The organism is Streptococcus sp. HMSC078H03, from assembly GCF_001808655.1.
In the GTDB taxonomy this organism is placed as follows: domain Bacteria; phylum Bacillota; class Bacilli; order Lactobacillales; family Streptococcaceae; genus Streptococcus; species Streptococcus salivarius_G.
Window position 1 is genome coordinate 1 of the sequence record NZ_KV794075.1, and the last position, 23,485, is coordinate 23,485.

Below are 23,485 nucleotides of genomic sequence, written 5' to 3' on the forward strand. Positions count from 1 at the left end.
TTTCTCAAAATTATGAGGCTGGGACAAAAGTCCTAGCCTCTTTATTGTTTTTGGATTGTCGAGCAAGACGCAGTGGTTGAGTGGGCTCTACTACGCTGATTTCATCAGCTTTTACTGCCCTACTCAACTGTGCGGAGGTGGGACGACGAAATCGAATTCTAACGAATTACCGATTTCTGTCCCACTCTCAAGAAATAGAATTCCTAGGAAATCATTGAATTATCAATCACCCTACCAAGTTTTTCTGAGTTACTTGAAAAGTCTAACTTAATTGTTATCATTTAATTTATCTAACAGAGCCTCTGCTACTTTTTCTGGAATGCCAAGTGCTTGGATATCCTCAACGGTAGCTTTTTGGATAGCTGTCATAGACTTGAAGTGTTTGAGAAGTTTTTGTTTGCGCTTAGGTCCAAGCCCCTCCACGCCATCAAGTTTGGAGCTGAAACTATTTTTACTACGAACTTGACGATGGAAGGTGATAGCAAAACGGTGAACTTCATCTTGAATACGGTGAAGAAGGAAAAATTCCTCGGATTGACGTGGCAAATCAATGACTTGCAAGGGGTCACCAAAGAGCAATTCGTTGGTTTGGTGCTTATCATTTTTCTGAAGCCCCGCAACTGGGATCGAGAGATTCAATTCATTACGCAGGACATCCTTGGCCACATTAACCTGCCCTTGACCACCATCCATGATAATAAGGTCTGGTGGCGTTAGCCCATCGCGTTTGACACGACTATAACGGCGACGAATGACCTCACGCATGCTGGCATAATCGTCAGGTCCTTCAACCGTCTTAATCTTGTATTTGCGGTACTCTTTTTTATTGGGTTTCCCATTCTCAAAGACAACCATAGCGGATACAGGACTCGTTCCCATGATGTTAGAGTTATCGAAGGACTCGATGCGAACAGGTATCGGAATTCCCATGAGTTTTCCTAGATTTTCAATGGCTCCTTGAGTCTTGGCTATATCTTTTTCAAGGAGATCAAATTTTTGGGTCAGACTGACACGGGCATTTTTTGTCGCCAGATTAACCAACTGCTTCTTCTCGCCACGTTGAGGTTTAAAGACCTTGACCTCATCTCCAACTAGAGCTTCAACAGACTCTTGATCAATGTCTCCTGGAATGAAAATCTCCCTAGGCTTGAGATGACGACTATCCAGATAAAACTGACCCATATAGGTTAGAAAATCTTCCTCAGCATCATTATAATAAGGGAACATATTGACATCACGCTGAATGAGTTTTCCTTGACGAACAAAGAAAACCTGAACACACATCCACCCCTTGTCCACGTAGTAACCGAAGATATCACGGTCCTGCATGTCCTGACGGATAACCCTTTGCTTGGTCCTCAGCGTTGATACTGCCTCAATCAAATCACGATACTCCGCAGCACGCTCAAATTCCATCTGGTCAGACATATCCTTCATCTTGGCCTTAAGCTGATTAATGATTTTATCATCATGACCGTTTAGGAAATTCTTAACATCCTCAACCAAACCTTGCCAATAGTCCTCAGTGGTGTGACAGATGGTATGGGCATTACATTGGCCAATATGGTAATAGAAACAGACCTTGTTGGCGGGATTTTTACATTTCTTAAAGGGGAAAATACGGTCCAACAGCTTCTTGATTTCATTGGCCGCACCAGAGTCTGGGTAAGGACCAAAATAGAGACCGCCATCCTTCTTAACCTGGCGGGTAATCAAGAGCCTTGGATAAAGCTCCTTAGTAATCTTGATAAATGGGTAAGACTTGTCGTCCTTGAGGCGGATGTTGAATTTGGGCATATTCTCTTGGATAAGATTAATTTCCAAAAGCAGGGCCTCGATATTAGACTCGGTTACGATAAATTCAAAGTCTGCAATCTCAGATACCAAAAGCTCTGTCTTGGTATCATGACTTCCACGAAAATAGCTACGCACACGATTTTTCAGATTTTTAGCCTTACCGACATAGATAATATTGCCGAATTTGTCCTTGTGGAGATAGCACCCAGGATTGTTTGGGAGCAGTTCCAGCTTATGTTTAATCAGATCATTCATGCTTTCATTGTAGCAAAAAAAGAGCTGAAAAGCTCTTAATAGTCATGGGTGAATACAATTTTGAAAAGTGGCCTATTTGCTCAAAATCGTCAAGATTTCTTGGTAGTTTTTGACTTGATAGGTTGGAACAGCTGGAGTCTCATTAACCAAACCTTTGGGATTAAACCAAATGCTGTCAATTCCTGCATTATTACCACCTTGGATATCGGCAGTTAGACTATCACCAATCATGAGGGCTGAAGCAAGGTGAAAGTCATGTACCTGATCCGCAATTTTTTCAAAAAAGTCCGTAGACGGTTTGTGGGCACCCACTTCATCTGAAATGAAAATATCGTCGAAGAATGGCAAGATGCTTGAGGCTTGCAGACGGCCGCGTTGAATGTAGCTAACACCATTAGTGGCTGCATAAATCTTGTGGCCTCGGTCTTTAACGTTCGATAAGAAGGCATGGGCCTGAGGCAACTCCTGCCCCTGTTGGCTCAAGAAATGTTGGTAACGGCCAGCTAAGTGACTGCCATCAACCTCCTGTCCAAAATGCTCAAAAAGACGAGAAAAGCGCGTGCGAAGCAACTCAGGCTTAGTGATTAAACCATGATTAAGATCTTCCCACATGGAACGGTTCATGGGAATATAGTGATCCTTGTAAACTTTAAGATCTCGTGAAGCCACCCCAGCCTCTTCAAGAAGGTAGGTCAAAGCCAAATCTTCAGCACGGTCAAAATCTAGGAGGGTGTGGTCAAGGTCGAAAAGTAAATGGGTGTAGGTCATGGTATATCCTTTCTAACTGGAAAATCTTTAGGCTCTATTTTACCACAATCCAGCTACATATAAAGAAAGAAACACAAAAGGGCGACCCGCAGGCCGCCCTCTCAGATTTATGAAAAATAAGTATTGCTTACTTAATAGACTGCTATTATATCCATTGAACCTTAAAGAAAACTTAAAGTCGGTTGTTTTTTTACTATTCCTATAGATTTTTACTTAAACAGCGAATCTCTCTAATTCGTGGTATACTGAAAATACAAGATTAATCAAACGAGGCGTGTTATGAAAAATTTAAAATTTCAATCCGTTTTTGACATCATTGGACCTGTCATGGTCGGGCCTTCCTCTAGTCATACTGCAGGAGCTGTTCGTATTGGAAAGATTGTTTCTGCCATCTTTGGTGAAACACCGACTGAGGTAGAATTTCAACTTTTTAATTCCTTTGCCAAAACCTATCGAGGTCATGGGACTGATGTGGCTCTAGTGGCTGGTATTTTAGGTATGGAAACGGACGACCCTGACATTCCACGCGCTCTGGATATCGCATACGAAAAAGGCATTAAGGTCTACTGGAAAATCAACAAGGATAGTAATGCGCCACATCCCAATACGACTCGTATTACCTTAAAAAATGATAAAAAAACCATTTCTGCCACAGGTGTTTCTATCGGTGGAGGAAATATCCAAGTAACTGAACTCAATGGTTTTGCGGTCAATCTCAAGATGAATACACCGACTCTTATCATTGTCCACCAAGACGTTCCAGGAATGATTGCCCTTGTCACAGATATTTTGTCGCGTTATGGCATCAACATCGCCCAGATGACTGTTACTCGGGAAAATGCGGGTGAAAAGGCCATTATGATTATTGAAATTGACTCGCACCAGTGTGATGAGGCCGTCACTGAAATCGCTAGAATTCCTCATCTACATAATGTCAACTTTTTCAGCTAAGAGGGGGATTGCATGTTTTACACTATTGAAGAATTAGTTCAACAAGCTGACCGAGATTACCAAGGTAATATCGCCGAGCTCATGATTGCTACAGAGACAGAACTAACTGGACGGGAACGCCCTGAAATCCTAGCTCTGATGGCTCGAAATCTCGAAGTGATGAAAGAGTCTGTTCAGGCTGGTTTATCCCCTGAGAAATCACCAACTGGTTTAACCGGGGGAGACGCTGCCAAACTGGATGCCTATATCAAAAATGGAAAGACCCTGGCTGATTCTGCTGTTCTGGGTGCTGCTAGAAATGCCATGGCCGTCAATGAATCTAACGCCAAGATGGGCTTGGTTTGTGCTACACCAACTGCTGGATCAGCTGGTTGTCTGCCTGCTGTTCTTACAACTGCTATCGAAAAACTGGGCTTAACTGAATCACAACAATTGGACTTTCTCTTCACTGCGGGTGCATTTGGTCTAGTCATCGCAAATAATGCCTCGATTTCTGGTGCCGAGGGAGGCTGCCAAGCCGAAGTCGGTTCCGCCTCTGCTATGGCTGCTGCCGCTATTACAATAGCTGCTGGTGGAACACCTTTCCAAGCCAGCCAGGCCATCTGCTTTGTGCTTAAGAATATGTTGGGACTCATTTGCGACCCTGTAGCCGGATTGGTTGAGGTCCCATGTGTCAAACGTAATGCTATGGGGGCAAGCTTTGCCCTAGTAGCTGCTGACATGGCCTTGGCAGGCATCACATCAGCCATTCCAGTCGACCAGGTCGTTGATGCTATGTATCAGGTTGGTTCAGCTATGCCAACTGCCTTCCGTGAAACTGCTGAAGGTGGCTTAGCAGCAACTCCGAAAGGAAAAGCACTCGCAAAAGAAATTTTTGGGTGAGAATCAGTCGACATCCGTGAATTACTAATTCAAAACTATAAAAGGCAAACATCTACTGAAAGATGTTTGCCTTTTTTCAGATATGTCTAAACTTAAGATAGAATCTGTTGGATTTCTCGTCTGATACTATTTTTATCTAAACCATATTCCTTAAGAAGATAATCTTGTTGTCCTACTTGGCCAAAACGTTCTTTTATACCAAGTCGGTAAACTGGCGTATTGACTTTGGTCGCCATCATTTCACAGATTGCACTACCTAAACCACCTATAACATTATGATTTTCAACAGTTAGTACTGGTTTATCTGACAGCAAAGTTTCCACTTCAGGATGAATAGGTTTAACACGAAAGAGATCAATGACACCAACCGAATAACCTTCTTTTTCCAAAGAATTCGCTACTTCTAAACAAGATGCAACCATTATTCCAGAACAAACCAAAGTGAGGTCGTTTCCTCGTTTAAGCTCTATATATCCTTTAGAGAAATCTTCATCTCCATTATATAGGGGAACTGGTTTTTTCCGAATAGTTCTAATATATTTTAAGCCACTCAATTGTAAAGTCTGCTGCAATACTGATTCAAATTGCACATCATCACTCACTTCAAAAACGGTAGCATTAGGAACTAATCGAAGAAGACCAAGTTCCTCAAAAGGCATATGGGTTCCACCATTCATCTCAGCACTAACACCGGCATCTGATCCAATAACAGTTGCACTTAATTGAGCATAGCCAAGTGAGATAAACAACTGGTCAAATACTCTCCTTGAAGCAAATGGTCCAAACGTATGGAAATAAGGTTTAAACCCTTGGATAGATAAACCAGCAGCAAGGCCGACCATCTCTGATTCCATGATTCCACCATTAATGTATCGCATGCCAAATGCTTTCCCTAAATTATTTGTTCCCATTGAACTCGATAGATCCGCTTCTAATGCAACAACTTCCGGATGACTTTTATTAACATCAAGTAGGAAATCTCTGTACACTAGACGCATTTCTTTTGCTTCTCTTTTCATACCATATCCTCCAGCTGCTTACGCAAGTCAAACACTGCTTTTTCTAACATTGCTCTTTGTTCATCTGAAGGGCGTAAATGATGATTAGCGGTCATAGTTTCAAGCTCAGGAATTCCTTGTCCTTTCACAGTATCTAGGACAATACATTTTGGTTGGTTAGATGTCGAAGATTGCAATTCAATAATCGTATCGTAAATTCCCTTAATATCCGAGCCATCTACACGAAGTGCCTCAAATCCAAAGGCTTTAAACTTCTCAACAAAGTCACCAGGATTGCAAACTTCCTCTGTCGTCCCATCAAGTTGCTTTTTATTATCATCTACAAATACGATCAGATTTCTCAATTTATGATGTGCTGCAAATTGAATTGCTTCCCAACATTGGCCCTCATTTAATTCACCATCACCAACTATTGTATAAGTAAAATGTAGAGAATCATTTATAATTTGTCCATAAGCTATTCCAGTAGCAACACTAATTCCTTGACCCAAAGAGCCTGTCGTCATATCAACTCCTGGAGTTAGATTTCTATCTGGATGTGACGGAAGCCGTGTACCATTAGTATTTAAAGAGTGGAGAAAGTCTTTATCAAAAAATCCTTTTAAATAAAGGGTACTATATAGAGCAGGACCTGCATGGCCTTTAGATAAGACGAAGTAATCTCGATTCTTCTCCTTAAATAGCTCTGGAGTCATATTCATCACTTTTCCATATAAAACGGCAAGTATTTCAACGACAGATAGACTTCCGCCATAATGTCCAAATCCTAAATGATTCAAGGTTTCCAGTGTATTTAATCTAATTTCAGTAGCAAAAGATTTTAATTCATGTACCTCTTTTGGACTTAGGGCCATAGCTTACTCCTCCTTAGCAGGTGCTTTATGAACGAGAGAAATGCCAACCATAGCTGCAAGGACAACGATAAGACCAATAATGATACCAGCTTGTGAGCCAACTTGGTTAAGAACACCAAGAATAATTCCTGACAAACCAAAGTCTGCATCTGAGAAGGTAGAACCTTGGAATCCAAGAGAACCAAGAACCGGCATCAAGAATACTGGCAAGAAGCTAATCAGAACACCTTGTAAAAAGGCACCAATTGTTGCTCCACGAACACCACCTGAGGCATTACCAATAACCCCTGCAGTTGCTCCACAGAAGAAATGAGGAACAACACCTGGCAAAATGACAACAGATCCAGTAGCAATCATAAGGGCCATACTTACCAAACCACCAGCGAAACTAGAGATAAAACCAATTAAGACAGCATTTGGAGCGTATGGATAAACAATCGGACAATCAAGAGCTGGTTTAGAATTTGGAACCAAGCGTTCAGAAATTCCTTTAAAGGCAGGTACGATTTCACCTAAAATTAAACGAACACCAGCTAGGATGACAAAGACCCCAGCAGCAAATTGTCCAGCCAATTGAAGGGCATAAACTAAACCACTAGTACCGCTACTCAATTCTTTTTCAATGTAACCTGAACCTGCAAAAATGGCAACGATTAGATAGATAATTGACATTGAAATTGTAATACTTACAGTACTATCACGTAAGAATGCTAAACTTTTTGGGAATTTTATATCCTCTGCTGATTTTGATTTATCCCCAACAAGACCACCAACAAATCCACTTAACCAATATCCCAATGAACTAAAGTGACCTAGGGCAACTTTATCATTACCAGTTAATTGAACCATGTATTTCTGAACGAAAGCTGGCGATAGACTCATGATAATACCTAAAGCTAGACCACCCAATAAAATCAATGGTAAGTTAGTAAATCCAGCAACTGATAGGATTACAGCAATCATACATGCCATATACAATGTATGGTGACCTGTCAAAAAGATATATTTAAAACGAGTAAATCTAGCAATAAGGATATTGAAGACCATACCTGCAAACATAATCATAGCTGTAGCTGAACCATAAGTTGTCAAAGCAACCGCCACAATCGCTTCATTATTCGGTACAACACCAGATAGATGGAATGCTTTTTCAAACATTGTTCCAAATGGATTCAAAGAACTTTGAATAATTCCAGCACCACCTGATACAACTAGAAAACCTACAAATGTTTTAATACCACCCTTAATAATATCTGGTATTGCTTTCTTTTGAAGCACCAAACCTAGAATAGCAATCAAAGCCACCAATATGGCTGGTGTACTTACAATATCTAATAAGAACTTAATCATTGATAGAACCTCCTAAATAAGACCCTTTTCTTCACAAATTTTAGTTACTAATTCTTTCAGCTCATCCATATCGATAATGCTATTTAGTACCCTTACATCACCTAGGTGTCCTGCTGAATCTTCCAAGTCACGTCCAACAATCCAAATATCCGCAGCACTTGGATCTGCTCCACCTAGATCATAGTGTTCAACCTCAACACCAGTCACTCCTAGTTCGCTAAGAATAGATTCAATATTCATTTGAACCATAAAGCTAGAACCTAATCCTGAACCACACGCTGTACCAATTCTCAACATAATTTAATCCTCCTGTTGAATAATTTCTTTGATATCATTAAACTCTTGAGCTGTTAACAATCTTTCAACCTTCGCATTATCACGTAAAATCATCGTAAGATGTTTTAATGCTTTTAGGTGAGTCTGATTATCGACAGCAGCAATACAAATTAATAAACGAATTTCTTGTGCTGGATCATCCAGAAGATAAATTGGATGGTCTAAAACCAGCATAGACATCCCCACTTCATTAACACCATCTTCAGGTCTAGCATGAGGAATCGCAATCCCCTTTCCTAAATTTATGAAAGGTCCAAATTCCTCGACCTTTCCAATCATTGCTTCTGGGTAGTTGGCAGTAATTTGACCACTTTCTAGCATTGGTTGAGATGCTTTTCGAATAGCATCCTTCCACCCCATTTTTTCTGAACTTCTTTGAAACATTTTTTCTGTAATTAAATCTTGTAACAAAGGTAACACTTCCTTTCTCTGCATTTCTTCGTATATAAAATTTTTCAGAGCAATGCGTAATTCTGATTCTTGTGATACTGAAGCAAATCGCTTAATCAACTCAAGCAATCTCTCTAGCTCAATATCTTTAGGATCCATTTCTGGAAAATCTTTTGAGACTAATTGCACTAATTGTGAAGATTGCTCAACAGACATCATTACTGATACTAAATACTGAGGTTTTTGAGTCTCAACCTTGACTGTTGAAAATACTAAATCGAATTCATCATCCTTAAACTCGTGCAAACGATCTACTCGAGTGACTCCGATAAAGCTAACCTGAGGAAATAAAATGCGTAGATTTTCCTTTATCATTAGTGAAGAACTCGTACCATTCGGACAAACAATAACCGCTCTGTAGTTTTTTCTAGTCGACGTCTCATTCTTCTTAAGATAACCACCAAAATGAACGACAAAGTATGCTATTTCACTATCTGGAATAGGTAAGCCTACAACCTTTGACAATGGCTCTAAGGATTCCTTAACAAATTCAAATAAATCTGGATGCTGTTCTTTTATTCTATCTGTATAATCATTTGAACTAGGAAGACCAAATTTTAAGCGATAGTAAACTGGAATCAAATGCTTAATCAAATTTTCTTTGAGCGTGCCTTGCTGAGAAAATTGTAAGAGTGAAATACTTTCCATTTTTTCTACAATTTGATCAGTTAAAGTTTTGAAATAAGAAAAATCAACAGAGGTATTTCCTTCAAAACCACTAGATAAGAGCCCAGCTATATATTGGCGATCTGATCGAGTAAAATTACTATCAAATCCCCCTAAATCATAAGCATTATCCAATAAAATATCTGCCAAATTACGTATCTGAGAAGGAACCTCTATCTCCTCTGAAACTACTCTGGAAACTTTCCTTTGATAACGACATATAATAAGCGTTATTCCATACAAACATTCTTGTAACTTATCGGAAATTGGCGTAAGGTGCAAATTTTTTGAATAATCCTGAACAAGTTTATTTAAAATCTCAAAGGTAATGCCATGAGGCCAAGCAGAAATAACATATTCAAGTCCCCAAAGTCCGACAGGAGAGTTTAGTAACTCATTAACGACTTTAAAAGCCATCAAATGTTTCTGTTTTTCATCACCAAGTATAATGTATCCTTGAGATCTAGAATATTCTATATCCAAGTGATAAGTTTGCAGATTCTTTCTCAAAGAACGAATATCAGACAAAGTGGTATTCTTACTAACCTTTAAAAAATCTTGATAGTGCCAATTCGAAACAAAATCAGTACGACAAAAAGTGTAAAGGTAAATTAAATGTAAACGAATCCTTTTTGGAAGCTGTAATTCTTCAGAACCAATTAATGTCGTTATATTTTTTCTGTCGAGTATACCTGTAACATAATACCTCCCTTTATCTTGTTCAATTTTAATTTCACGATTAGAGAGATAGATAGTTAATTGATCGATACAATCTCTAACATCTTTTATAGAAAATCGAGTCTTTACAGATAACTCATACAAAGAAAGATTCTGATTAGCCAACAAGGTTATCAAGACTACTATAATTTTATGATCAATCATTTTTTAACCTTTCTACTTAAATTATATGATACCGCTTTCAGATTATAAAGCTAATTAGGGCACAATTTAGAGTACTGTAAAAACTCTGTAGATTGTACCCAAGATAATATTCTAATAGAATGTAAAATAAAGCAACTTACAGAATCGAAACTTTTGAAAAGAAACTAAATTCCTCTCAGAAATATTTCTTAACAAAAAAACTTAGAAGCTTTCATACTTCTAAGTTTTTTTCTTCTTACATAGCCTTTTCAACGTTTTGATTTTAGCTGAATAGCCATTTTGTCAAAAAGTGCCATGTTTCTTTGGCAATACTTGCAAGGAAGGTTGAGAGACTAAATGCGTTGAATTTTTTGAGGAGATTCTCAACAAGTGGAGCGACAGTCTTAGGTGTTTCCACTGGAGTGTTACTTTCTTCTTGCTTACCAGTATTATCCTGAGATGAATCTGGCACTGTGTTTGTACTGTCGTGACCATTATTTTGCCCAGTTGGTTCAGGCTCTGGAGCAACCTCAGGCTGATGCTCAGGTTCAACTGGTTTATTTTCCGGATTTGGCTCTGGACTTGGTTCTGGCTGAGGATCAGGTTTGATTGGTTCGTCAGTAGTGTCACTGCTTGTGTTTGTCATTTTTTCAGTTACGAAGAAGTTTTTGAATTCTACTGCTCCATCCCAAAGACCGACACCTACATGGGCTTGATTGAAGTAATTATCCACAGCATCAAATTGATGATGGAGCACTTCCTTACCATCGACATAGACTGTCATGGTGTCCTTGCCCTTTTCAACCTTGACATGGTGGTACTGACCGTCATTGATGGCCTTATCCAAATGAGCTTCAGCGATGGTTTCACCTCCAAAACGGAAGAGACGAACAGTATCATTGTCAGCAAATTGGACAGAGTAGGCACGACCTGGTTCTTCACGTTCCGCAGCTACAAAGAGGTTGACCAAACCATGTTGGTATTTGACATCGATATCATAGTCAAATTGCTTGAAGCCATTACTTTCATAGGCCATGAAGAAGTCATTGGCACTGACATTGCTGTCGTAAAGGGTATCGTCATCAATATACCAATTACCAGTGACAGCTTTCAAACCTTTAAGGTTGGTCGCAAAATTATTGAGAGTGATGGCAATCTTAAAAGTCTTACTCAATGAAGGATTTTCAACTGAGGTTGCTGTGACAGTGAGATGACCTTTATGAAGAGCTTTGAGAGAAAGTTTATTGTCATGTTCAGTGAATGTCACCAAACTTGGATCACTAACTGTCCAACTCACATCTTGCTCTTCAGAAGCTGGTGCCAGGTAAACCTGCAAGTCCTTACTTTGACCAACTTCGAGGGTCAAGTCACCTGCAACTATGGTGTTCATGGCAACGGCCTTAGTGACTTCCTTCTTGTCAGTCCAAGTACTCTTAATTGGATAAATAGCAATGTTTGCTTTAGCTGGACCACCTTCAACCAAGACACTTGCTCCAACGGCTCTTGGACTTGGGAAAATCTGGTTAGCACCTGCCACCGTATTACCCTTAGCAAAGACTTCCACACTCGCACGGTCCACATAAAGATGCAAGTCAATAGAACCATCTTCATTGCGAGTCACTTGTTGGCTATTCACCTTAGCAAAGGCATCTGAAAGGATTGTACCAGATTGGCTACGGTCAATAGACAAAGTTTCCTTGGTTAAATCGTAAACGACCTTTGTAGCTTGACCATCGCCAACGCGAAGGTTAAATCCAACTGCTGTCGTGTCCTTACCTGGTACAAAGTGAGAAACCACTTCATAAGTGTCACCTGAGAAATCTTTAAGCAGTTCATTGTCAGAAGCTACTCTAACATTTTCAAAATACTGGGCATTATCTGTATCACGAAGGCTTTCATAGGCCTTAACAGGTGTTTGTGTTAAGAGGTAACGGTCGCCTGATTTAACCAAACCAAGGTCAAGGTTAAGGTTAAAGGTACCATTAAATTTTTGACCAACAGTATCTGCAACCAGATTGCAATAATCTTCCCAAGTGTTCATCCAGTTGATTTCAGTCAATTGAGGGATGTTTGGATGGTCAGCTGTCCCAAAATCATGCACATAATAAGTCATGGCAGCATAGGAATCCTTACCAAAATTCATGATTTCATCATGGTCTTGGTAAACTTCATCAGCTACAAAGGCCCACTTACCATCCACTTGTTTAAAGTCTCCAACCTTGTAAGAACGACCACCACGTGAGAGAACCCACTTGAGTGCCCCATCATTGGCCACAATTGGATAGAGGTCAGGACATTCTGTATGCAAATCCTTATAGGTTGTTTCAACCTGCCAGTTCTTCAAATCTGGTGAGGAATAAATGCGGAGTGGACCACCAGCAAGGACCATAAACCATTGGTTATCCCAGCGAAAGACCTTAGGGTCACGGAAATCTTGGTTTTGAAGAGGATCTTGAGACCAGTCAGCAACCACCTTGTCATATTTCTGCCAAGTTCTACCCTCGTCCTCACTATAGGCGATTTCAATCCGTTGCCCATTACCATTCGAAGTGATAATAGCTACCAGACCACCCTCCGAAGATTTGAAGAGGCCTGAGCTATTGGTACTATCAACCACGACAGAGCCTGAGAACATGTGACCTGTTGCATCTGGATAGAAGGCTATCGGCTCCTCATCCCAATGAAGCAAATCTCGACTAGTCGCATGGGCCCAGTGCATTGGACCCCATTTGGTATCATCGTAAAATTGATAGAAGAGATGATAACGTCCCTTGTAGAAGACCAAGCCATTAGGGTCATTAGCCCAGCCATCCTTAACAGAATAATGATACTGATCACGGTAAAGCTCGTTGTAATAGACATCATCACTCTGCCTGCGATGGATATTGACACGGTAGGTCAAGGTCACAGGACGGCCAAGCGAATCGGTCACACTACTTTCAATGGTAAAGTAATTGGCATCGACAGCCACTGGCAATTGAGAAATATCTGTGTAAACATTTCCCTTGGCATCTTCAACCTTAATGACAGCATTTGGATTATGCTTAGTGATGTCAAAGCCTACTGTCTCAGCATTGTGTCCCACATATTGAATATGAAGCGGTTCTTCGGAGAAGAATTGGGCTTGTTTTTCAACGGAACCTGTCTTTGAAGTCACTACGAGATTGTCAATCAAAGGAAGACTCTCATCGTCAAGATTGACATAACGGGTGTTTTTGAAAATAACATTGGCATTCCAATTAAGAAGTCCAAAATAACCTTCTGGAAGAACTTGAGGTTGGCCCTTGTCACTTTTTTGAAGAACAGAATCGCCTGTACTTGCGACAAGCACATCATTGACATAGTAAGATAGCCATTGATTAGCCGCAACTACTCTAAGATTATAGGTTTCATCAGCAGTTGGTGTCACATCTTTTTCATCTACAAGTTGAATATCCTGATTATTGACCCAACGCCAAAACTTAACCTTATGGTTCCCAGAGTCCACATTGACCCCGTACATATTTTTGTCACTGCTATCATTGTTGCCACGGAAAATGAGGGCAGCTGCACCACCAACTTCCTTGAAGGTCACATCCGTAGAATAAACAAAATTTTTACCTTCAGATTTAGAATAAAGGAAAGAGTCTCCCTTGTCTTTGGCTTCTGAATGAATGCCATCAGCCTTCATTTCCCAGTGACCATTTTGATCTGCGGTCATCCCTTCAAGATTGGTAACTGCTTCATTATTAGGCAAATCCGTTTTATCTTCTGTCACATGAACAGGACTTGTACTATTGGTTTCAACTGGCGTTTCTTGACTAGTCTGGTTCAAATCAGCTTCTTGCGTTTGGTTAGGTACTTTCTCAGCCTCACTAGCCTGTGTTTGGACTTCTTTTGGCTGATTAGGACTAGGCTGAGTGGGATTCTCTTGAGCTGTTTTAGTAGATTCGGAAACAAGAGACGGGCTAGGCTCTATCACTTGGGGGACTTCTTTGGTCGTGCTAGGAGCAAGCTCCGCTTGAGGAGCAACTTGATGATCAGTCTGAGCTACCACCTCCTGAGGTATTGGGCTCACAGTTGCCTGTTCCACTTGGTCCGCATATACAGGACCAGCCAGGGCCAAGCCTGCAAAACTTACCAAGGCACAGCCATAGACCCATGTCTTCCCACTTTTACGCATAAACCAATTTTTACAAACAGTATCATTCATGACTCTTCTCCTTCTTTAGAGCAACATTAAATGTTAACTCAGTTTTCATAAAAATTCAAAGTCAATACATTCGCCTTTATTAATAAGCCTATCAAAGTTTCCGGAAATATCTTTAGGGTTTACATTAAAAAGGTAAACGCTTACTTTTAATATCATTATAGCACTATAATCTGAAAATGCCATCTTTTTCTGTAATATTTTTCATATAAATGAAAAACTTCCGAATTTGCCATTCGAAAGTCTCTTGCTTATGCTAAATCTGAGCCTGTTAGTAGGCTATTTCCAATAATACCAATGGTTACAATAGCAATCCCTAAGAATCCCAAAAGGCTAGGTAAAAGCAGCCAGTAAAATCAAAAGGCTAGCACTCCTTCATCCAGAACCCACCCGAAAGATTCATTTTTCGATTAAAAATGATAAATTGCAAGAATAAGTGCAACATTTAGTCAAACTCATCCTCTAGAGCTTCACAAGCAGTTCTGTAAGCTAAACATTTTCGCGGTCTGTGATTGATATCATATAAGGCTTTGTTCAAAGCCTCCTGAGAGATAGCGGCTAAATCTGTTTTCTTTGGGAAATATTCTCTTAGTAAGCCATTTGCGTTTTCATTGCTTCCTCTCTGCCAGGATGAATAGGCGTCCGCAAAGAAAAAGGGAATTCCTAAGTTCTCTACCAGAGGATAGCAGGCAAACTCTTTTCCCCTGTCTGAAGTGAAGGTTTTAAGAGCCTCTTTTGGAAATAGCTTACAAAGTTGTTCGATGGCTGAAAACATGGATTTGGCTGTTCTGTCTGGTATCTTGAAAGCTAAGTAAAAACGAGTTTTTCGCTCTAGAAAGTTCGCTAAACAGCCCTTACTTTTGCCTCTGGAAGACACCACAGTATCGAGCTCCCAGTGGCCAAAAGTCTCACGATTCCTGACCTCTTTAAGACGTTTGGCAATCGACGTGCCAATCCTAAATGTCCCACGTGTTTCTTTGGGCTGTCGACTTTTTCCCTTTCGGCGCAGGACGCTTAAATCCAGATCAATCAAACCAGCATAGAGCCAATTATAGATGGTTTTAAAAGCTACCATTGGCTTTTGTTCAAGCTGATAGCGACCACAAATCTGTTCAGGTGACCAAGAGGCTTTTAACCCCTTCTCAATTTTCTTTTTCAACTTTGGTGTCAAACAAGACTTCCGACCCTTTTGCTTAGCCCTGTGGTCGTACTGTTCCTGTGCTCAGACGGCGGAATAACCATTTTGGCATCGTCTTAACTCTCTTGAAATGGTACACTTATGGACACCAAGTTTACTTGCAATTTGGCAAGATTTCAAACCTAAATCCAAGTAAGTTTCTATCTTTATTCGGTCGGTTATGGTAAGATGGGAGTAGCTCATAGTTTTTCCTCGGGTTCTGTTTGTGTGGTTACTTACAGTTTACACCAATGAAACGCTATGAGTTTTTTTGTTGCACTATATTTTACAATTTATCAAAAAGAAAAACTGCAATTTCTACTTTACAGTTTTCTTCTTTCCTATAATTTTTAGCTTTTCACTATTTTGAAAAGATCAACACTTATTTGTACTTTTCTATCTCCGTTTCTAATAGACTGAGCATGCTAGCATTGTGCTCTTTGACACTGTTATTATCCCATTTTCGATCATATTTCTTGAGCAGGTCACTCATCGCCTTCAACTTGGGACTTTGCTCTATTATATTTGGAAAATGCTCAACCTTCTCAATTGGAAACCGATTCGAAAACTTTGAATTGGCTGAAACAGTGATGAGAGCAAGATTCCCCAACAGATCTCTATTTTCAACAGTCACTGAATTATCAGCGTTAATAGGGTGCTGAGGGAAGAAATGTTCGATAGAATTTCTGAACTGGAATTGGAAATTGCTAAATTCAGATGCTCTATCCCTCGCCAACAGATAATCCAAATAAGTAAAGACAATCCGATCGATACCAAATCCACTTCGATTTCGATAATCTGAAGATTCAATTTTTTGGCAGCAATACTTTTCTAAGGTAGGGATAAGGAGTTTGCCATCTTGCTCTTTATTCACATTCGTCAAGACTCTAGCAATCCAGTGCATGGTCTTAGGGGAAGTATAGGTCACGCGCAGGCAAGATTCTAGGAGTCGTAATTGTTGATTATCCGTTCCTTCTTCTTGATCCATTGAGTCTAAAGTAGATTTATAGGATGGTTTTCTCCCCTTTTTATCCTCATACATGACGAGCTTTTGTAAAGACCATTTCCCTTCGACCTTGTATTCACCGATATATTCTCTTTTAATAATATAACGATCAAATAGATACCGATACTTCAAAAGAGCATAGATAAACTCCAAGGCCTTTTCTTTACTAGCCCATCTGTCCTTTAATAAGTCAAGGAATCGCTTATCATCTAATCCACTATCACGATCCGTCTCAGTCATCTCCATGGCTTCATTGACCTGCAAAAGAAAATTTGGAAAGTTAATGATAGACTCAAACCGTTCATTTTCTTCTTCCCTATCATCAATTTGATTAGACACAGTAGGATCCGGCGCTTGCAAGATAGTTTTTAAGGTAAATTGAGTCTCATCACTGTTATTTTCTGCATTAAAAATGTCACGAAGATCTGAGAAGTCAGCCACCCTCAGCATATCCCAATTTGCACTAAATAGTTTTTCACGTATTTTTACTGGGAGAACCATCTGAAGATAGTTGTCCATTTGTGCACAAGCATCCCAAATCGTAGCTGCAATTAGTTTATCTTTTTTGTCCTCTTCACTGAATCCATTTTCAGACTTGATAGCACCCAAAATCTTTGCTTTCACAATTTCATGGAGCTCCAATTGCTCTCCACGAGTATTCATGATCTCAAAATAGTGATTCAAATCGATATTTTGAGGAACCTGGGTTCGGATGATTGTTACAGTAGAAAACTTATCTTTAAACCGTTTTTTATAATCATCATTAGCGTTTTTGCTCTGGAAATATTTCTTAATTATTTCATATCCTTCTACTAACTCTTCTGAATAAAGAGAAGGCTCTTTACTATCCATTACAGTTTCGATCTCACCTAGAGTGATGTTCGATTTTTCTCTAGCTTCAAATTTCAAAGGATTTCTTTCTACAGAAGGATGATCCAGATAACGAAGAAGCAAAAACAAAGTAGTTAAGCGTTGCTGGCCATCGATTACTTCGTAAACTCGAGGTTGGACTTGATTGACCACTAAACTGCCAAGGTAATATTTACTTGAATTAGTTTCGTCAAGATCATCAATATCCATTAGCAATTGCTCAATTTCATCTTTTCTCCATGCGTAATTTCGTTGATAGATTGGGATGACATAGTTGACATTTTCAAAAACATTGTCCACATTCAATTCATCTGGTTGAATATACTTTTCACTTCTCATTAGACTAGTCCTCCTCTCCAAATACTTTATCATAGAGTTTTTGATAGCGTTTTTTATTCACGTTGGAATTCTGGAAAGCTTCCTTTGAGATAATATCTAAAACAATGGTATCCAACCCTATCGGATCCTGCATTTCAGAAATCAAAGCAAAGAGATTCAATCCCTTATTGATACGATCTGATTGTCCTTGTGCGTACTTATTTACCGATTCTCTATAGACTGCTTTCATGATCAATCTTAGAGAATAAGCCCATCTATGTAGAAAAGACAATCTTGCAGGTGTCAATTCCTTCATACTGAATTTGTCGACATAGAACATCAAAATATTTATAAAGAGATTATAAACATAGAGATCACCAGTTCCGTTTTTTATGACCTTTTCTTCATTAAAGCTACTATCGACCAAGTTCACAATTTCTCTATAGAGGTTGGCATAATGCAAGGTGTATGAAAAGAATCTCTTTCCCGCAATCAAGGGTTGGGTTAACTGGAATTGATTCAAAGGAGTTCCAGTTGTTAGCTCATACACTTTGTCAGCATTAAAACGTTCCACATAAAGATGAGAGGCTTTAGCATAAGTCGCAAAATGATGGGGGTTCGAAGGTTTAATTCCCTTAAAAGTTTGAATATCTTTAGTAGAATAATGAAGGCCATTTTTGTTCTTATACCATCTCACTAAGGGGAAGAGATTGTCTGCAAAGAGATCCTCCAGTTCGCTTTGATTTTTATTTTCCCAAGCTTGTATGATCTCAATCTTATCACTTTCAGATTCATCGTTCATTTCTCGTAAATGATAAGATTTCAACAAATCGTGTGGTGAAAGAGCCTTCCCACGAGAATTCTGGGAGTCAAAAAATTGAAAAGCTTCCTGCTCATCATTCGTGATAATCTTTACCAAAGAACAGTTATCAAGAAGATAATCAGCATACTTTTTAACTTCTTGTCCGTCAAACTCTCTTAGCTTGCGCTTGATGATTTGGAAATTATGCACGATCGCTTCTCTAGATAGTTCATTATATTCCTCATTCAGCAAGGATGAAAGATTAGCATATGATGCCTCTTGAAGTATCTCATACACCACAAATAAAAGAATAGAAAGAGTTGTTAAGCGCTGCTGGCCATCGACAATATTAAGTTTAGAAGATGCGTCATTTATGTTTTCTCTGTGGAGTACAACAGACCCCATTCGATATTCTGGAATTCTATTCTTAAACGCCTCATAAGTATCTGTGATCAGTCTAAGTGCTGATTGTGTTCCCCAACGATACGGTCTCTGATAATTAGGAATCGCTAACCTTTCTACCATCATTTCTCTAACACTGACAATGCGCAAATTTTCATTCAAGTTTGACATTGAACAACTCCTCTATCTACTTCAATTTCTTTAAATACGGTTTTATATCACTCATTATAACATTTTAAGAAGTCAACTCAGGATTGATGACGAATTTTTATTTTTTTATTTATGACAAAGAAAAACAGCCAACCATTGGGTTAACTGCTAAAAAAAGTTATCAAGTTAATTATTAAAAGAATCAGTATCCAAATTCACTTTAAATCGTACTTCCAGTCTTCTCCATCTTGGTAGTAGAAAAATTCAGACAGGTCTTCTTCAAGAAAGATACGAAGCATATCCTCCATATCTAGAGAGAGGTCTAGATTTGGCAATTCTTTCAGGTCCTCCCACCAGACTTCCCCCTCTTCAGAGGATATTAATTCTCCGTCAAACTTTTCTGTCTTATAAAAGAGAACTACATAACGAATGCCGTCTTCTACCCAATCTTTCATTCCACAAATCCGGGGAGAAGCAATCCTTAAGCCAGTTTCTTCCTTCACTTCACGGATTACTGCTTCCGTAAATGATTCTCCCGCTTCGACATGACCACCAGGAAAGGTTATGCCTGGCCAGTCCTTTTTTTTACGATCAATAACAAGAACTCTATCGCCGTCTCTTACCATACAAAGATTTGTAAACTCAACAGTCTCATTCATACAAATACTTCCTAACTATGTTTGTCTTTTTCTTTAAGGATAGGATAAACAATCTCTACCCTATTCTTCTTTTAGTTGCACTTGCGTATGTGCTAGCAGGTCGCCAAGATGTCTCTTATCTTTTCTAAACATCGTCATTGCCAGTAAGGAAACTGCGAGGAGAGTCCCCGAAATAGAGAGGATAATGGACAATACATCAAAATTACTATAGAAACCATGAATCGTGCCCATATGACCTATTTGCCAAGGTAAAAATTTAATGGTATTTCTGATCAAGCTAGCCTGAACTGTTTTTTTCTGGTAGACCAGTTGAAGTCCCGCTTTTGCCTTTCCAAAACTGCCATTTTTTGCATAATCCAAGAATGTGAAAAGGAGCGTGATTGGCAAAACAGAGGTGAAAAATACAAGCCACTGCGACTGAATTTCTGTAAACTCTGGGACGCCATTAAAAAAAATAATGTATATAAGCATAGAACCTAAAAACAGAAGAGCTAAATAAGCTATAATAAAAAGATAATCGAATAGAAATTCAATCATTCTTTTTTTAAACGAAATAGGATTGATTGCTAAAATCTTCATCGTCCTCTCCTACTTTATCATTTAGTATTATTATACTATACTGACAACCTTAAACCAACCATTTAGAAAAAGGAAAAACTTTATCTCGTTAAGTAACTTCTATTCATCTCCTATTATAGCAAGCTTTCCTTGATAAATCAGCATTCCAACAATAGAAAAACTGCAATCTGGATTTACGTCATGCATCATGACTATAAAGACATGAAATCTGTTGTAGATAAATTGTATAAGATTATGCATTCATGTATGCAACATTCCTATCAACCAGGTATCATAGTTTTTGAAGCAAAATACTATCTCTTCTATGAGAACAATAAAGATAAAGCAACAGAGCTCTATCATACAGCCACCGTACTAGCCAAAGCCTTCGGTGACCAAGTCTTCATCAAAAATCTTAAAATGGAAATGAAAAAAGATTTAAACTTAGAATAGGCAAATATATCAGCAACATTTTAAACATGATTCATTCTAAATGTAATAACTATCAAAGAAGCATCTGAGTTTGACCTCAGATGCTTCTTATCTTTCCTGAATATCGTTGAGTAAACGAAAGTTTTTCGGCAACGAATTTTTGAGTGAAATCATTGTCTTCTCTCAAATCCCTTAAACGTCGGTACATCAATCTTTCTCCTAAGGAAAAGTATAGAGGAAAAACAGGAAAAATTTTATGTATTGTCCTAATTGGACAATATGAAATATACTCAATAATATCCACTAGTATTCAAGTATATTGATTGATGCTTTATTGTTTGAAACAGAAAAATAATAAAGTATATTCCATTTATAGAGGGTTGATATGTCTTATTTATATTATTTGTAGGTATTTATTTACTTTATTTGATAATAACTCTTGATCCATGTTTAAAGTACCAGTTATGATAAGAGGTTCCAGAAATGTTAGAACTGTCAAATACTGAATCGTAGTGATAGGCTTTAAAATCTCTTCAATTGTTACATGGAAGCGGCCGTTTCTCGTGTAGTCATCTTGCCCAGCTCCAAAACTAGCTACCAACATGACTTCCTTGCCTTGTAAGGCAGTACCAGTCGAACCATAGGCCCAACCGTATTCAAAAACAACGTCAAACCACTGTTTCATGAGGGCTGGCGTTTGGTACCAATAAATTGGGAACTGGAGTACAATGCGATCACTTACCTCTAGAATCTTTTGCTCCGTTTTGACATCAATGTCAAAATTGGGATACAGTTGGTACATATCTCGCACGTCATAACCAGCTCCAGCAGCAGCTGTTGCCAGTTCTTTATTAATGCGTGAGCCCGTTTTTAATTGAGGGTGAAATGTAAAAATTGTGGTTTTCATATCGTTTCTCTTTCTTATCTTAATTATGCTTGACCTTCCTTAGACACAAACCATACATCAAAAACGCACTAGAAACACATTACTCAAATGCAAAATTGGAGGGGACCAATAAGCTTATCAAAGACATCAAACGTCTGGGCTTCGGTTTTAGAAACTTTATTAACTTTAGGAAGCGTGTTTTCATCACTCTGAACATAAAAAAAGAGAAAACCTATCAGGTTCTCTCTAGATGTTAGCTTTTCGTCACCCACTACAGTTGACAAACATACTAAGATTAGTAGTGAAGAAATCTCCGACGGGAGAGAGTACTCACTACTTTTTCTTTATGTTAAAGTAGTGGTGTCTTGTAAAGTCGTAGGGCTCTATGGCGCTAGACGTCGCTTGACAAACTGGCAAGACACCTTGTTTTAGGTGGAGTTTGATCAAAGTATGTAGGACGCTAAACGTCGCGTATTGAAAATAAAATCACTAAAACATGGAATTATTCAAGACAAAAGAGGTAATGTCATGCGTGCAGTATTTGGAATTGATGTCAGTAAAACAAGTTCTGAGGTGGCAATTTTAGTCAACGGTGAGAAGGTTCATGGCTACACCATACTCAATGATGCCATTGGCTTCAATCGCCTATTGGGGGACTTGAAAACTGTTCATAACCCTGAGATTATATTTGAGGCTACAGGTGTCTATTCTCGACGTCTTCAAGCCTTTCTCGAGGAATATAGTTACGCTTACACACGGCTAAATCCACTGGAAGCTAAGAAACAATTGGACAGTCTGCGAGTTCGTAAAACAGATAAAATTGACGCTGAAAAGTTGGCTAAATCTCAGCTTGTACACAATCGTAAACCAACTTACGTTCAGGAAGAAGTTTATCAACACCTACGTGATTTAAGCCGTTTCTATCAAAATATGACAGAAGATCTTGTTCGAACTAAAAACCGTCTGCACAAGGTCCTACAAGTCACCTTTCCTGAATTGGAAACTCTATTATCCACACCTACTGGAGAGCAATATTGGAACCTAGTGATGGCTTTTCCATGCAAAGAGTTTGTATTAAGCCTATCTCAAAGTAACTTGTGTGAGATTGTCCGTCAATCCACCTCCAAACGCATCTCTGAAAAGCGTATTACTTACCTGACTGATAAACTTATAAAACTCGCTAAACAATCTTTTTGTGCGGTCAAGAATACCTCTCCGATGCTTGAAGAGGTTCGTTACTATGCTCAAGAATTGCTTCGTCTTTCTGAACGCAGACAAGTTGTCTTAAACGACATGGTAGCTCTAGCTCAGCCTTTACCAGAGTATGACATCTTACGGTCAATTCCTGGCATCGCAGAAACCACAGCGACATCTATCATTGGCGAATTGGGAGATATTCGTCGCTTTCAGTCTTCCAATCAAATCAACGCTTTTATTGGCATTGACCTGAGACACTACGAATCTGGGAACTTTCTCGCCAAGGAACACATCACTAAACGAGGTAATCCCTATGCCAGAAAAATCTTGTTCAAGTGCATTCACAACATCGCTTCAGCTAGTCATACTAATCCCTGCCATATCGCTGACTTTTATGAGAAACGAAAAAGACAATCGACAATAGCTTCAACTAAGCCACATACGATTGCCTCTATACATCGTCTCATTCGAACAATGTATTACCTCATTACGCATAACAAACTTTACGATTACTCTTTGACCCAAAATCGATAAGGCTGTCTATGCCGTATTATTGTAACACCTTGTTTCAAAAAATACCAGATGAGGTGTTTTTTTAGCATGCCCATTTATGGATAAAAAAGGGTTAAAAATAAGACAGTAACCTCAGA

17 protein-coding genes and 3 pseudogenes are annotated in these 23,485 nt (G+C 39.0%); 5 read left to right on the forward strand and 15 right to left on the reverse strand.

Features of this window, described 5'->3' with window-relative positions; all coding sequences use genetic code 11:
* Positions 1–267: 267 nt before the first annotated feature.
* Positions 268–2,052, reverse strand: coding sequence for an excinuclease ABC subunit UvrC (uvrC, locus tag HMPREF2607_RS01300; protein WP_070475445.1), 1,785 nt, complete (start codon positions 2,050–2,052; stop codon positions 268–270).
* Between the two features lie 72 nt (positions 2,053–2,124).
* Positions 2,125–2,820 (reverse strand): YjjG family noncanonical pyrimidine nucleotidase, encoded by a 696-nt coding sequence (locus tag HMPREF2607_RS01305; protein WP_037600879.1) that lies wholly within the window; start codon positions 2,818–2,820, stop codon positions 2,125–2,127.
* A 279-nt stretch (positions 2,821–3,099) separates the two neighbouring features.
* On the opposite strand from HMPREF2607_RS01305, the gene sdaAB reads away from it, so the two are divergent.
* Together sdaAB and sdaAA are read left to right on the forward strand one after the other, a co-directional pair.
* The gene (sdaAB, locus tag HMPREF2607_RS01310) at positions 3,100–3,771 is read left to right on the forward strand and encodes an L-serine ammonia-lyase, iron-sulfur-dependent subunit beta (RefSeq protein WP_002891207.1); all 672 of its coding nucleotides are present in this window, start codon (positions 3,100–3,102) and stop codon (positions 3,769–3,771) included.
* A 12-nt stretch (positions 3,772–3,783) separates the two neighbouring features.
* Positions 3,784–4,653, forward strand: a complete 870-nt coding sequence (sdaAA, locus tag HMPREF2607_RS01315) for an L-serine ammonia-lyase, iron-sulfur-dependent, subunit alpha (RefSeq protein ID WP_002891209.1) — start codon at positions 3,784–3,786, stop codon at positions 4,651–4,653.
* A 92-nt stretch (positions 4,654–4,745) separates the two neighbouring features.
* On the opposite strand, the gene HMPREF2607_RS01320 is transcribed toward sdaAA, so the two are convergent.
* From HMPREF2607_RS01320 to HMPREF2607_RS01370, 11 genes and pseudogenes are all read right to left on the reverse strand, one after another.
* Positions 4,746–5,672, reverse strand: a complete 927-nt coding sequence (locus HMPREF2607_RS01320; RefSeq protein ID WP_070475447.1) for a transketolase family protein — start codon at positions 5,670–5,672, stop codon at positions 4,746–4,748.
* On the reverse strand, positions 5,669–6,526 hold the full coding sequence (locus HMPREF2607_RS01325; protein ID WP_070475449.1) for a transketolase: 858 nt from the start codon (positions 6,524–6,526) through the stop codon (positions 5,669–5,671). Before HMPREF2607_RS01325 ends, HMPREF2607_RS01320 begins: the two co-directional genes overlap by 4 nt.
* Before the next feature lie 3 nt (positions 6,527–6,529).
* Positions 6,530–7,876, reverse strand: a complete 1,347-nt coding sequence (locus tag HMPREF2607_RS01330) for a PTS ascorbate transporter subunit IIC (protein ID WP_070475451.1) — start codon at positions 7,874–7,876, stop codon at positions 6,530–6,532.
* 12 nt (positions 7,877–7,888) lie between these two features.
* Positions 7,889–8,173: a PTS sugar transporter subunit IIB gene (locus HMPREF2607_RS01335; RefSeq protein ID WP_037612076.1), complete on the reverse strand. Its 285-nt coding sequence runs from the start codon at positions 8,171–8,173 to the stop codon at positions 7,889–7,891.
* A gap of 3 nt (positions 8,174–8,176) precedes the next feature.
* Positions 8,177–10,210 (reverse strand): BglG family transcription antiterminator, encoded by a 2,034-nt coding sequence (locus HMPREF2607_RS01340; RefSeq protein ID WP_070475453.1) that lies wholly within the window; start codon positions 10,208–10,210, stop codon positions 8,177–8,179.
* Positions 10,211–10,472: 262 nt separating this feature from the next.
* Positions 10,473–14,381, reverse strand: a complete 3,909-nt coding sequence (locus HMPREF2607_RS01345; RefSeq protein WP_070475455.1) for a GH32 C-terminal domain-containing protein — start codon at positions 14,379–14,381, stop codon at positions 10,473–10,475.
* Positions 14,382–14,823: 442 nt separating this feature from the next.
* A pseudogene (locus HMPREF2607_RS01350) lies at positions 14,824–15,759 on the reverse strand (IS30 family transposase).
* Between the two features lie 178 nt (positions 15,760–15,937).
* Entirely contained in the window at positions 15,938–17,770 is a 1,833-nt protein-coding gene (locus HMPREF2607_RS01355) for a GmrSD restriction endonuclease domain-containing protein (RefSeq protein WP_070475457.1), read from the reverse strand.
* 4 nt (positions 17,771–17,774) lie between these two features.
* The gene (locus HMPREF2607_RS01360) at positions 17,775–19,124 is read right to left on the reverse strand and encodes a DUF262 domain-containing protein (protein ID WP_070475459.1); all 1,350 of its coding nucleotides are present in this window, start codon (positions 19,122–19,124) and stop codon (positions 17,775–17,777) included.
* 194 nt (positions 19,125–19,318) lie between these two features.
* Entirely contained in the window at positions 19,319–19,762 is a 444-nt protein-coding gene (locus tag HMPREF2607_RS01365) for an 8-oxo-dGTP diphosphatase (protein WP_014634653.1), read from the reverse strand.
* A 60-nt stretch (positions 19,763–19,822) separates the two neighbouring features.
* Positions 19,823–20,341, reverse strand: a complete 519-nt coding sequence (locus tag HMPREF2607_RS01370; RefSeq protein ID WP_070475461.1) for an RDD family protein — start codon at positions 20,339–20,341, stop codon at positions 19,823–19,825.
* A gap of 129 nt (positions 20,342–20,470) precedes the next feature.
* On the opposite strand from HMPREF2607_RS01370, the gene HMPREF2607_RS01375 reads away from it, so the two are divergent.
* A complete protein-coding gene (locus HMPREF2607_RS01375) occupies positions 20,471–20,773 on the forward strand; it encodes a hypothetical protein (RefSeq protein ID WP_173018693.1) in 303 nt (100 codons plus the stop codon).
* 88 nt (positions 20,774–20,861) lie between these two features.
* Here HMPREF2607_RS01375 and HMPREF2607_RS10040 read toward each other — a convergent pair.
* Positions 20,862–20,960: pseudogene (locus HMPREF2607_RS10040) on the reverse strand (XRE family transcriptional regulator); the annotation flags it as partial.
* 186 nt (positions 20,961–21,146) lie between these two features.
* Positions 21,147–21,659: an NAD(P)H-dependent oxidoreductase gene (locus HMPREF2607_RS01380; protein ID WP_037600676.1), complete on the reverse strand. Its 513-nt coding sequence runs from the start codon at positions 21,657–21,659 to the stop codon at positions 21,147–21,149.
* Between the two features lie 32 nt (positions 21,660–21,691).
* Here HMPREF2607_RS01380 and HMPREF2607_RS10045 point away from each other — a divergent pair.
* Both HMPREF2607_RS10045 and HMPREF2607_RS01390 read left to right on the forward strand, forming a co-directional pair.
* Positions 21,692–21,888 (forward strand): annotated as a pseudogene (locus HMPREF2607_RS10045) (transposase); the annotation flags it as partial.
* A 278-nt stretch (positions 21,889–22,166) separates the two neighbouring features.
* Positions 22,167–23,369, forward strand: a complete 1,203-nt coding sequence (locus tag HMPREF2607_RS01390) for an IS110 family RNA-guided transposase (RefSeq protein ID WP_037604220.1) — start codon at positions 22,167–22,169, stop codon at positions 23,367–23,369.
* Positions 23,370–23,485 lie beyond the last annotated feature (116 nt).